At 34.0% G+C, this 12,184-nt stretch carries 11 protein-coding genes and 1 CRISPR repeat array; of the genes, 1 reads left to right on the forward strand and 10 read right to left on the reverse strand.

Annotation, left to right across the window (positions count from 1 at the left end; genetic code table 11):
- Positions 1-205 precede the first annotated feature (205 nt).
- Positions 206-625: a hypothetical protein gene (locus DQM95_RS10075; RefSeq protein ID WP_231909961.1), complete on the forward strand. Its 420-nt coding sequence runs from the start codon at positions 206-208 to the stop codon at positions 623-625.
- A gap of 39 nt (positions 626-664) precedes the next feature.
- Here the strand turns inward: DQM95_RS10075 and ndk are convergent, their stop codons facing one another.
- The 10 genes from ndk to DQM95_RS10105 form a co-directional block, all read right to left on the reverse strand.
- A complete protein-coding gene (gene ndk, locus DQM95_RS05895; protein WP_012658574.1) occupies positions 665-1,099 on the reverse strand; it encodes a nucleoside-diphosphate kinase in 435 nt (144 codons plus the stop codon).
- A 345-nt stretch (positions 1,100-1,444) separates the two neighbouring features.
- A CRISPR array of direct repeats spans positions 1,445-2,470; the repeat unit is 36 nt; unit sequence GTTTTATAGTTACTTAAATCTTGAGAGTACAAAAAC.
- Between the two features lie 55 nt (positions 2,471-2,525).
- Positions 2,526-3,575 carry a CRISPR-associated protein Csn2-St gene (gene csn2-St, locus DQM95_RS05900; protein ID WP_111685968.1) on the reverse strand — a complete coding sequence of 350 codons (1,050 nt, stop codon included), beginning with the start codon at positions 3,573-3,575 and terminating at the stop codon, positions 2,526-2,528.
- A complete protein-coding gene (gene cas2 / locus DQM95_RS05905) occupies positions 3,572-3,895 on the reverse strand; it encodes a CRISPR-associated endonuclease Cas2 (RefSeq protein WP_037591997.1) in 324 nt (107 codons plus the stop codon). Before cas2 ends, csn2-St begins: the two co-directional genes overlap by 4 nt.
- 3 nt (positions 3,896-3,898) lie before the next feature.
- Positions 3,899-4,807, reverse strand: a complete 909-nt coding sequence (cas1, locus tag DQM95_RS05910; protein WP_037591995.1) for a type II CRISPR-associated endonuclease Cas1 — start codon at positions 4,805-4,807, stop codon at positions 3,899-3,901.
- Positions 4,808-4,972: 165 nt separating this feature from the next.
- Positions 4,973-8,353, reverse strand: coding sequence for a type II CRISPR RNA-guided endonuclease Cas9 (gene cas9 / locus DQM95_RS05915; protein WP_037591994.1), 3,381 nt, complete (start codon positions 8,351-8,353; stop codon positions 4,973-4,975).
- Between the two features lie 103 nt (positions 8,354-8,456).
- Positions 8,457-9,077, reverse strand: a complete 621-nt coding sequence (locus DQM95_RS05920; protein WP_037591993.1) for a TIGR01906 family membrane protein — start codon at positions 9,075-9,077, stop codon at positions 8,457-8,459.
- A complete protein-coding gene (locus DQM95_RS05925) occupies positions 9,077-9,841 on the reverse strand; it encodes a TIGR01457 family HAD-type hydrolase (RefSeq protein ID WP_037591992.1) in 765 nt (254 codons plus the stop codon). The genes DQM95_RS05920 and DQM95_RS05925 overlap by 1 nt, the downstream gene beginning before the upstream one ends.
- A gap of 12 nt (positions 9,842-9,853) precedes the next feature.
- Positions 9,854-10,588: an acyl-ACP thioesterase domain-containing protein gene (locus tag DQM95_RS05930; RefSeq protein WP_037591990.1), complete on the reverse strand. Its 735-nt coding sequence runs from the start codon at positions 10,586-10,588 to the stop codon at positions 9,854-9,856.
- A 9-nt stretch (positions 10,589-10,597) separates the two neighbouring features.
- Positions 10,598-11,728, reverse strand: coding sequence for a radical SAM family heme chaperone HemW (hemW, locus tag DQM95_RS05935; RefSeq protein WP_046388108.1), 1,131 nt, complete (start codon positions 11,726-11,728; stop codon positions 10,598-10,600).
- A gap of 57 nt (positions 11,729-11,785) precedes the next feature.
- Positions 11,786-12,175: a hypothetical protein gene (locus DQM95_RS10105; RefSeq protein ID WP_037591989.1), complete on the reverse strand. Its 390-nt coding sequence runs from the start codon at positions 12,173-12,175 to the stop codon at positions 11,786-11,788.
- Between the last annotated feature and the right edge of the window lie 9 nt (positions 12,176-12,184).

Consider the following 12,184-nt stretch of genomic DNA (forward strand, 5'->3'; position numbering starts at 1 on the left):
TTTCGTTTTCCCCCTATTATAACAAAAGTCAAGTTAAAGCGCTATAAGAACAATCCTTTAAAAGTTGCTTTTATCAGATTAAAGTATCTGAAAATATTTTAATTCTCATGAAAATACTAGCTTTTTGAAAACAAACTGTCACAATATTATTCCTATCTAGGTAGTATTTTGTGATATAATTAATTTCATGAAAAAAATAAACCTCATGGGAGAGAGGTTCGGTCGACTAAAAGTCATCAAAAGGACTGAGAAAAGAGCTGGTAACAACGAAGTCGTCTACATCTGTCGCTGTGATTGTGGCAAGATAATAGAAACTTACACCTCTTTATTGCGTCAAGGAAGAACGCGATCTTGTGGTTGTTTGCATCGTGATACTCGGATGAAAGATCTCAGCGTCCTCAATAAACATAAAAAAATTGTTGACGGTGTCCAAATGGACATGTTTGAAAATCGTCACAATAAAAATAACACAACTGGTTACAAGGGAGTTTACAAACATCACAGTGGATACATTGCCGGAATTTGTGTGAAAGGGGTCCAACACCGCGGTGTTACCCGAAACACTATCGAAGAAGCTTATGCAGATCGCCTAGCTTTAGAAAGAAAATACCTCCCTAAACCTTAAGATATACCAATAATAAAACGGAAAGCAGTGCTTTCCGTTTTATTTATTTTCAGCTGTTAAATGACCTAACCAAAGTTCTATTTCTCTTTTGGCTGAATCACGAGAATCTGAACCATGAACCACGTTCATCATTTCGCCATTTTCATCTGGTGCTTGAGCAAAGTCACCACGGATGGTACCAGGCGCCGCATCTTTCGGATTGGTTTTACCCATCATAGTTCGCCATGACTCAATGACTTCATTACCTGAGATAACACCAATCAAAATTGGCCCACTCATCATATAATCAATCAAACCAGGATAAAAAGCTTTATCTTTCAATTGATGATAATGCTCATCCAAATGCTCACGACTCGGAGTAACTAGCTGCAAAGCATCAAGAGTAAACCCTCTTCTTTCAATGCGTTGAAGCACTTCTCCAATCAAACCACGACGAACGCCATCAGGCTTAATCATAAAAAATGTTTTTTCCATCGGAATCTCTCCTCTTATTTTTTTCATTATAACACATATGTAAGGGTTTGCAAAGAAAAAATTGGCTAAAAAATTTAATTACTATAAAAGGCTATTTTAATAGGGTTTAAAGCATCAAAAAAACAAGAAAAACCCTGAAAACGCATTTCAATATATACATTTTCACGCCTTGTTTATTAATAATTATACATTTTAAACAATAGACTGGATAAAGTCACACAAAATCAAAGAAATCATGCAAAAATGAGAAAATAGCAAAAAAACAGGCACTCTAGAAAGTGGCTGTTTTAAGGTTATATGGAATTATTTAAAAATAAACAGTTGCCAAATCTACTTAAGAACAATAATTTATAGTTACTTAAATCTTGAGAGTACAAAAACCCTTCACTTCCTCTTTAATCACGTGTCCTTGTTTTATAGTTACTTAAATCTTGAGAGTACAAAAACGAACTGAAATTGAAGAAGTTACACCACCAAGTTTTATAGTTACTTAAATCTTGAGAGTACAAAAACTTAACTTCTGACGAGGTTTACGACCTCTGCGTTTTATAGTTACTTAAATCTTGAGAGTACAAAAACGGCTACTCAAACTAAAAAATTAATTTCAATGTTTTATAGTTACTTAAATCTTGAGAGTACAAAAACTTGGTGTAGCTGTAACAGACACAGGTATATGTTTTATAGTTACTTAAATCTTGAGAGTACAAAAACGACCTCTTTGTCAAATAGCATCTCTCTGATGTTTTATAGTTACTTAAATCTTGAGAGTACAAAAACCAGATCGTGTTGGTACTGGTAGAAAACTAGGGTTTTATAGTTACTTAAATCTTGAGAGTACAAAAACGCAACAACTTATTACTATCTGATTCAGTTGGTTTTATAGTTACTTAAATCTTGAGAGTACAAAAACTATCTCCGACTTGAACAGCATTCTTATTAGTTTTATAGTTACTTAAATCTTGAGAGTACAAAAACTATCTCCGACTTGAACAGCATTCTTATTAGTTTTATAGTTACTTAAATCTTGAGAGTACAAAAACTCCAGCACCAGAAAGCGTCCAATCTCTATCGGTTTTATAGTTACTTAAATCTTGAGAGTACAAAAACCCTCTGGGGTTGGTGCGTCTCGCTCGATAAGTTTTATAGTTACTTAAATCTTGAGAGTACAAAAACCAAATTGTGAGATGACCGCTTGTTGATTGAGTTTTATAGTTACTTAAATCTTGAGAGTACAAAAACTGTATGGTTACCTAGCTATCCTTACAAGCGGTTTTATAGTTACTTAAATCTTGAGAGTACAAAAACGCGGTAAGAAAAAAGAAGAAGATGGTGACGGTTTTATAGTTACTTAAATCTTGAGAGTACAAAAACCTCAAATCAAATTTTTATACTCTCTTTTTGATTATAATTCGAGACTGATTTAAAGTCAATCATTATTAATTAGGTATTTGATTTCCATAGAATTCACATGTGGAATTTCAAAAGTTACTTCATCATTAAAATGATAAAGCGTGTTTAAAATTTTGATAGTTACCATATCTCTTACAGACAAACTAAAATGGCCTATTTCTTCACTAAATAAATAACTTCCATTTCTTTGTAATAATTTTAAGAATTGATCTTCGTTTGGATAATCATTAGTTGGATAAGATTGACAAAATCTTTCGTACATAAAGTCAAATTCGTAAAAGGATTCAATTTGATTTGAGATAATATTAATATATTCCGTATTCTCTTTTGTTACGTATAAATAACTTTCATTTGAAGGAAATACCATACAGAAAAAATGAGAATATTTTTGACACAGATCGTTTAAAAACTGACATATATCAATAAAGTGGTTATGACTTAGATAATCATCCAAATTCTTAAAAATGACCAACACATTTTCGGTCTTTTTAGATAAATTGCTTTCTAACATCTTTAAAAACAGGATTACTTTCATTTTGTTATCCAAATATTCAAATGATAAATTTTTACCTTGAAATTCAAAATAAGGACTAAAATGCTTATTTAATAACTGTTCAGCTGTTAATATATTAGGCTCAACATGATATTTCATTTCATCAAAATATATTTCAAGTTGATTATTTATATGATTTGCAATTTCCTCAAGATAGTTGTTCATTGTTTCTAAGTCATAAGCAACATCAAGTCTGTTAAATTGATTTTTTAAAAAATCAAATGAGGCAGTTCCCTTCTTAAAAATCATTTGTTCCGAAAGATCTCGAATATCTGCAATTGAGATAATCTGGAAATGGTTTCGTTTTATCGGATCATCTTCTTTAGTTATCAACGGTTCAACTTGATTAAAAATTGACAGGTCTTCCTCACTGTATTTTTTTCCATCAAAATACCAAATTAATAATTGCCACAAATAATATTTTAATTGTTGATTTTGACCAATTATTTGTGTAAATTGTCCAAGATTTATTCCCAAATTATCATAATAGGGATGAGAAAGATGAATCTTCATATAATCACCAGCTTATTATCACTAATCACTTCTTCTTGCCTTGTTCTTCCACCAACAATCAACACCATTTCTGAAAATTGTTTTTCTGTAACAGCTAATAATCTGACATTTCCGGCAGGCAAATTACTGACTTTTAATCGTTTATAAAACTTTGATGCAAAACTTCGATTTGGACAGGTTCTAAAATAGACCGAAAACTGTAACATTTCAAATCCATTTGATATTAATTCTTTTCTGAAATTACGATAAATTCGTTTTTGCTGATTGGTCTCCATAGGGAGATCAAAAAAGCATAATAATCTCATTGATTCATACCTCATAATCTACTCCAATTCAATGCTCGAAACAATTGGGCAAAAAAATTTATTATTATTTTTTTCCTCAATACATTTTACAAATCCATTTACGTATCTATCAATTGCATTGGTAACGGTACATTTTTCTTTTCCATATTGAATTTTTAAATTTAATAAATTTATCAATTGAAGACGATATTCATAAGTTAAAAATTCTTTGTCTCTTAAATGATAATAGACCCAAATGTCAACTATCTGTCGAAAAGGCTCCATGAGATCGTCAACGAGATTAAATTGATTAAATTCATTTCTATGGAAGATTCCTATCATAGGATTTAGACCATACCCAGCGACAATTCTTGCAAATTGTGCTCTTAGTATCGCATACCCATAATTCAGACCTGCATTGATAGGGTCACATTCCTCTTGTGTGACTCGTGTAAAATTTTTACCAAATAACTCGTTAAAATAGACTTTTGCAGCATGACCTTCTCGGTTTGTTTTATCTCCTAACTCAATATTATTTTTATAGTCTGATAATAATTGGATTGCCTTAATATCTTTCTCAAACATTGCTAGGACATCTTCTTGATTATTAATTTTAAAATATGTCACAATTTGCCACATTTTATCTTTTTGAATTTGAGACCAAGCCATTTGGTTTTTCATCCTTTTAAAAGCGTGGAAATGACCATTCTGCGCATGAAAAATCCCTGTGGGAAGATGATTATTATCACAAACTACAAGTATAATATTATATTTACTAAATGCACTAAGGAGTCTTAAGGTAACGACAGTGTCACCACCTTCTGCTACTACAATGGAAATGTCACTAAGTGGTATCGTAAATTCTTCACCTAGTTTCTTTACAACCAAATTATCTAGCTTTAAATGCATCTTTTCACTTTGATTTATATGTATTATTCGCCACGTCATTATTACATACCTCACAATACGAAAAGCACCCCATCAATGATGGGGTGCTTGAATTCGGCATGAAGCCTTATCTTTGTAGGCTCAGCAAGATTTAAGTAACTATGCAAGGCGTCCCTTGCATTTTTATTATATAGCGTTTACATAAAAATTGCAACCCCATAAATTTTATTTTCTTTTGATTTTTTTATAAATTAATTTAGGAAATAAATTTTCATTTTTTGAGATAAATTTATTCCCAAGTATATCTGTTTTTAATTTATAAATTGATAAATCACTTTTGTTAAGTTTTTCTTGAAATTGATTTGAAGATGGATATAAATTTCTTATTACTTCTAAACTTTCACCTTTTTCAAATGAAGACTTATTATATGGTTTAAGTTCTAATTTATGTTTTTCATTAACTTTTCCAGTCCTTGACCAAAATCTAAAAATCTGACTTTTTCCTTTTGATAAATCTTTAATAATTATTAAATCATTTCTATATAGTGTAAACTTAAAGATCGATTCTTCTGAGACCCCTTCTTCTTTTTTTATTTTCTGATAATTTTCTTCAGAAATCCCATATTCCTCTTTATTTTGAATATTAAGATCTGAATATTTCAAACCAAGAAATTCATATTTCAGAGTTTTTTCATTGAAATATACATCTGTTCTCCAAGGATTTAACGATCTGAGTGCGACAATATTCCGACTTGATTCAGGAGTTATTTCAATATATTTTCCTAAAACAGTATCATAATATTTAAATTGTTTAATTTCAGGACCATTTCCTTTCCGAGAATACTTGCAAATAGGACCGTTGTCATTTCGATATTTTTCAAATGGATTTACAATATCTTTTCCTTTATTATCGAATTCTCGATAATTCTTTAAAATCGGTTCAATGATTTTCTCCCATGTTTCTGGATCTTTTTGGTAAATTAAAAACTTACTTTTATCCTTATTATATATCTTAAGAAAATTTTCAAATCCAGTTTGACTATATATATCTTTAATTTTTCCTAAAACGTATGTTTGTTCTTTTTTATCTTTTTCAAGTTTTGCACTTCTTGTTGCATAAATTGTTGCATCAGAAATTTTACGATTTACTTTTGAATCAACTTGATATGAAAACAGAATTTCGTCTTCAAACCCAGGATTAGAAATTGTTTGAACAAAGCCATCATATGGAGGTGTAAACACCTCTTCTTTATAACTATCATCTGATTGAATTTCGCCAGTTACTCTATCAACATGTCGATTAATTAAATAATTTTCAAAAAGGATATCTCCTTGTTTTTTCCAGTACCTTAGTTTAGCTGATGCAGCAATAATTAAAGCATCAACTGCGTGATGATGGTATGTGTCTCTGGTTTTATCGATATGCCATTTTCTACGTAATTGAGAAGTAAATTGACCTCTAACAACTGACACTTTGGTTTCTTTTTCAAGATTTTTTAAAGATTGTTGGAGCACGTTTAATACTGTTCTAGAAGCATAGCGAGTATCAACTAAGTTTCTCTCAATAAATTTTTGTTTCACTTCAATTTTGCTGATATCTTGTTCAGTTAAAAAATAATCTCTTTTTTTTCTACTTATTTTAGAATTGTGCAAAATTGCATTTTTAAATTCTCTATACGACCATGCGGACTTCATTGAATCTAATGCTTGAAAAGGGGTTCTTTGACCTTTTTCTTGATTTGCCCAACAATATACTAAAACTTTATTCGATAAGCTATCATCAAAAGACAATGACAATGGAAGTATATGGTCAATTTCAAATAACTCTCTATTGTAAATTAAATCCGATATTGTTATTTCTTTTCCAGAATAGAGACATTTCTGATCTTGTTGATACCAGAGTCTAATACGAAGAGCAAGTTCTTTATATCCATGGAAAACTTCACTAGGTAATTCTTCTTTTCCATTAAAGAGTTTGGCTGCATGTTTCTCAGCTTGTTCCTTCTCTTTTGCATTGACTTTTTGTCCATCTGCAATACGTTTACGTTCTTCTTCTTCGTTTTTGTCTCGAGGCATTTCAATCACGATTTTATCAAAATCACCCCATTTTTTTATTGAAGCATTAATTATTTTTATTGCCTGTCTTACTGATTTAGCTACAACAGGATTGTATATTTCATCAGTTACAGAATTTTCATCAATATAATTAGTTCTTTTAGAATCTAATTTAGTTAATTTGAATTTACCAAATCGATTCAATATCGTCATCTGTTCATCAGATGTGTGATATAATTCGGGAATTAATTCTTTCATTAGTTTTATTGAAAGACTATGCCACCCTTTTCCAAAAATAGATGAATTTGATTTTCGAAATGCAATCAACTCTAACATTTGTTTTTCAGTAAATTGGTTAGGCATGAGTTTTTTAATAGCCTCTTCAATTCCTTCACGTTCTGTATTTAGAGTTAAAATCCTTGCCAATTGATTTAAACTATCGACAGATAAATCTTTTACAGAAATTGTTTCTAAGTCAAAATTCATCTTACGATAAACATCAAAGACATGCATGTCAGGATTATCTTTATTATCAAGACGATAACCTCTAATATCTTCGAATTTACAGTTATTTCTTTTAGCAATTTCTTGTAATAGTTTTTTGGGACCTAAAATTTTTGTTTCCTTAGCCCAATTTACCAAGTCAATTTTTTGTTGTTCACTTAATTTACCAGTTTCAGTAGGCAAAGTTAAATTATTCAAATCATTCAAAAAATTAAATTCTTGAGCGGTATAGGATGTTTTTGAAGCTCTATATTCTTCCGGATAAAAACTACATTTACCAATTAATACATCAAAAATGTTATCCAAGTCAGTTCCGTCGGTTCTGTATCGTCCATAATCCGTTCTAGATTTTGGATTGCCTGGTCCGTGATAATATTTTCTTTTTGAAATTAGTAATTGGATAAAGTCATTAATAAAATCAGTAGAAATAGAAGTATTGGTTTCACTTTGTTTTTTTAAAATTTGCTCAGCTTCTTTTCGATATGACGATGTGGAAAAGACATTAATGACATGATGTATTTCTCCATTTTCATCGACAATATCAAAATTTCCTCTAAGTTGCCCATATTGATTTAAGCGATCAAATTGTATTTGGCCAGGAGTTTTCTCTTTTAGCAATTGCTGATTAAGTTCTATGGCCTTGGCATATTCAGTCCCATTGCCAGAAGAATCATCTTCTCCATCATCTAAATATGAAATTCCTCTATGTTTTGTAATATTTCTTAAAGAGGCAAATAGTTCCTCATTTGAAAGTGGTTCATTTAAACCTTTAACTCGCAATTCATATGGATTAAGATTTAAATTATCAAAATTCGTAACGATATCATATTTATCGAACAAATCTTGAAGTCTTTTTACACGATGTTTTTTCCTTCTTAAAAGCCTTCTACTTCCTCTGAATTTTCTTCTATCAACATTATTATCGGCATTTGCTGAAGGAAAAATTCGTGAACTTGCGTGAACAATCTTTCCACTATCAGCTTCAATAATGCCTACACCGACAGAGGCTACACCTATATCCAAGCCTAATATCATCCCATTTGTCATAAAATTCTCCTTTATATTGGAATAATTTTTTAAAGTTATATAATTCCATTTTACTCCTCTAAAAATTAAAAAACAAGCCTTTTTGAAAGCGCTTGCTTTATTATTATTTATTTATTTTACTCTTAAATAAAAGGATTCCAAACACCGCCTCATACACCACTAGAAATCCGATGAAACAGTGCATGAAGAAGGTTTCGGGGAGTATCCAGATGATGGGGTCGGTGAGGGGGTCAAAGGACCAGTTGGTTTTGCCTGGGAAGAGGATGTGATGAAAAAGAATGAAAAAGTGATCAAATCCGATGAGATAGGCAAATAGAGCAATGATTAAGGGCAGCAAGAGGGCTAAAAGGAAGTTATGGCGGTATAGTTGCCAGGCTTTGGCTTTTCTGATTGTTTTCAGAAAGCGGCAGCTGGGATAAAGACTTAGGATGAAAATCACTTGTGTGAGGTGAAAAAGCCCTTTAACATCTTTAAAATGGGCTAAGCCTTCTTTAGAAGCTGCGAAACTGGCGAATGTCAGTTGTGTTCTGAAAGGATTAGTGAGATAATCCATGAGGCCATTAAAATTATAGAGGATTGATGATTTGGTCATGTAGACCACATGATTTATCTTAAGCAAGTCCACTTCTATTGAATAGAATAACCAAGCCCCATAAATAGTGACCAAGACTGAAAAAGCCAAAAGGCAGAGCCACAAGAGCAACAATCTGATTTTGTCTGCCATTAGATGTCCCACTCGTCTAAGCTAGCCACAACATAATCCGGTTGAATCGGCAAGTTTGGCACTTCTTCTGCTTTTGTAAAACCAGTCGTCACCAGTAAGCTAGCAATATCATTTTGAATACCAGCCATGATGTCTGTTAGATAATTATCCCCAACCATGATAGCTTCAGAGCGTTTGACCTGTAAGATATCCAAGGCTTTGTTCATGATAATGGCATTGGGTTTTCCAATGAAAACCGGTTTGACACGCGTTGCTGCTTCTAATAGGGCCACCAAGGAGCCGGCTCCCGGCATCAATCCTCTCTCTGTTGGAATATTGAGGTCTGGGTTAGTTCCAATAAAAAGGGCACCTTTGGCGATAGCCAGAGTCGCCGTTGCCAACATGTCATAAGTCACCTGACTATCAAGTCCAACGACAACGTAAGCAGGGTTCTCCTTGTCCTCAATGTAGCCAGCCTCTGAAATAGCTGATTTGAGTCCAGTCTCACCAATCACATAAACCGTTTGCCCGCGGTCCATGTCCTTCATGTAGTCCACCGTCGCCATGGTTGCCGTGTAGATAGTCTCCAAGGGGGTTTGGATGTTGAATTGCTGCGCCAACATGTCCTGAACCATCTGGGGTGTCCGGGTGGTGTTGTTTGTCACTAAAAGGTATGGAATCTCTTGCTCTTGAAGCCTCTGAATAAAGCGTTCCCCAGCAGGAATCCGTTCCCTACCTTTATAAATTGTTCCGTCTAAATCAATTAAATAGCCTTTGTATGTCACCTAGTCCTCCTTCTAATCGATTGGTTCCCAGTCAATAATAGCTTGGGCATTGATTTGTCCCTGAGAGCTAATATGATGGTATGAGGTTAAGCCTTCTAACTGGAAAGCAGACGCAATGTCCTGGTCTCCTGGAGCCACTTCTTTAATGTATTTAAGTTGTAACTGTCGTGGCCGATGGTGTCTCAAGAAATCATAACTTAAAACATCATACATCCAGTCTAAATATTTGCTATTGTTGACATGCCCATTCATATCAATATCAAAATAACGAACATGGTAAGTTTTGACTTGAGGATTTTCTAACTCTCTCATCTTAGGAGCACGACGCATCTTTTTGACACATTCAGACTGGTAAGGTTGCACCAAGTCTTCAGGAATGCTAACCACCTTACGCGTATCAGGAGCCATCAAGGCGAAATAGGTCAAAATATCCATGAGCAGGTTACCCTCTTGATCATAGATGTGGAATTGACGGTAACAAAAGAATTTATTATAAGAGATGGCTTCTGTTTCAATAGTGATTGTCTCGTTGAATTTAGGCAGACGTTTGATGGAAACCTCATAATCAGTAATAATCCATACCAAGTTATAGTTCTCCAAAACATAGTCGTCAGAACGACCTAACTTAGCAGATTGGCGCCCTGAAACGGTTAAACAATAAGCTAGCAACAAAGGTAATTTAGCATCTTGTTTGACATCACAGAGGTCAAAAGGCATAGTGAAGGTTTCTTGATAAACAAGTCCCATGATAAACTCCTAATCTAAAATAAATTTCTCAGCAACAGAGTCTCCTAAAAAGAGACCTTTTTTTGTCATTCTAACAGTCTTTGGATCATTAACCAGCAAGCCCTGACCAATCAGTTCCTGGACAATGTGACCGTAACGTTGGTCAAAAGAGAGACCAAATTTTTCTTCAAACCGGGCCACCGAAACGCCAGATTTCTTGCGGAGACCTAAAAAGAGCTCCTCTTCCATCATCTCATCCTGCGTTAGAACTTCTTCCGTCAAACGGGCATTGCCCTCACTAACGGCTTTCAGGTAATGCTGGATGGGAACGCGGTTGCGGTAACGAACACCATTGAGATAGCCAGAAGCACCAGCCCCACAACCGTAATATTCGTCATTGTCCCAATACATCAAGTTGTGTTGACTGTAATAACCAGGCTTAGAAAAGTTAGAAATTTCGTAGTGCTCAAAGCCATTGGCTTCCATTTCACTAATGATATACTCAAACATTTCAGCTTCCAAATCTTCCGTCGGCAGATTCAGTTTGCCACGACGCATCTTGTTCATAAATACCGTATGGTGTTCCAAAATCAAACTGTATAAAGACAGGTGCGGAATGTCTAAAGCTAAAGCTTTAGCAACATTTTCTTTAACCTGTTCCAAGGTTTGACCCGGCAAGGCGTAAATCAAATCAATGGAGATGTTATGAAAGCCTGCCGCCTTCAAACTGTCGATAGTAGTATAAATCTGAGCTTCATTATGACTACGGCCAATCTGTTTTAAATGCTTGTCGTTAAAGGTTTGCACACCTAGAGAAATCCGGTTTACAGCAGACTTTTTCAAAACTTGAATTTTGTCTTGATCCAAATCTCCAGGATTAGCCTCAATAGTGAACTCTTCAAGCTTTGAAAGGTCTAAATCACGGACCAACTCCGTCAAAAGGTAATCCAATTGAGAAGCCGTAATGGCCGTCGGTGTCCCCCCACCAATGTAGAGAGTCTTCAAAGATTTAATTTCATAGGAACGAAATTCCTGAATCAAGGCTCTTAAGTAATCATCCACGGGCTGATTTTTGATAAAAACCTTGGAAAAGTCACAGTAATAACAAATTTGTGTGCAAAAAGGGATATGCACATAAGCTGAAGTCGGTTTATTAATCATATGAGTATTATACCATGTTTGCAGAAGAGCTCCTAGCAAGTCTCACACTTTCAGGCGTCAAATACCAATCTTGGCCAGATGAATCCAAGTCGGCTCTGAAATCAGTTTTGGAATTAATTCAAAACCCGCTTCTAGCAGAAGTTCCTTAGCCTCTACCTTGCTAACGTGGAGCTGAAACACCAGATCTTTCCCAGCCGCAATTTCCTGAGCCTTGCCCTCGATGCCCTTGATTAAATCCATAGTGAATAGCTGGTCGTTCCCAGGTTCCAGAAAGAGATGAACCATGATAGTATGACTAATAATTTCCAACTTAAAAATAGCTATCACAATGCCATTACGCACCAGACGGAACCAGTTTTTCTGATTTCCTTTAATAGGGAAAATCCAAGGGCTTGCATAGTAGATGGGACTAGAATCAGGACCACCATAGTTCCAGTCTTTAATCATCTGGGCATT

The sequence above is a fragment of the Streptococcus uberis genome, assembly GCF_900475595.1.
Taxonomy (GTDB): domain Bacteria; phylum Bacillota; class Bacilli; order Lactobacillales; family Streptococcaceae; genus Streptococcus; species Streptococcus uberis.

What these genes read in the sequence shown, in the direction of transcription:
- cas1 (WP_037591995.1), bottom strand. Translation starts at nt 4,807, where the DNA reads ATGACGTGGCGAATAATACATATAAATCAAAGTGAAAAGATGCATTTA.
- cas9 (WP_037591994.1), bottom strand. Translation starts at nt 8,353, where the DNA reads ATGACAAATGGGATGATATTAGGCTTGGATATAGGTGTAGCCTCTGTC.
- DQM95_RS10075 (WP_231909961.1), top strand. Translation starts at nt 206, where the DNA reads ATGGGAGAGAGGTTCGGTCGACTAAAAGTCATCAAAAGGACTGAGAAA.
- DQM95_RS10105 (WP_037591989.1), bottom strand. Translation starts at nt 12,175, where the DNA reads ATGATTAAAGACTGGAACTATGGTGGTCCTGATTCTAGTCCCATCTAC.
- cas2 (WP_037591997.1), bottom strand. Translation starts at nt 3,895, where the DNA reads ATGAGGTATGAATCAATGAGATTATTATGCTTTTTTGATCTCCCTATG.
- ndk (WP_012658574.1), bottom strand. Translation starts at nt 1,099, where the DNA reads ATGGAAAAAACATTTTTTATGATTAAGCCTGATGGCGTTCGTCGTGGT.
- DQM95_RS05930 (WP_037591990.1), bottom strand. Translation starts at nt 10,588, where the DNA reads ATGGGACTTGTTTATCAAGAAACCTTCACTATGCCTTTTGACCTCTGT.
- csn2-St (WP_111685968.1), bottom strand. Translation starts at nt 3,575, where the DNA reads ATGAAGATTCATCTTTCTCATCCCTATTATGATAATTTGGGAATAAAT.
- hemW (WP_046388108.1), bottom strand. Translation starts at nt 11,728, where the DNA reads ATGATTAATAAACCGACTTCAGCTTATGTGCATATCCCTTTTTGCACA.
- DQM95_RS05920 (WP_037591993.1), bottom strand. Translation starts at nt 9,077, where the DNA reads ATGGCAGACAAAATCAGATTGTTGCTCTTGTGGCTCTGCCTTTTGGCT.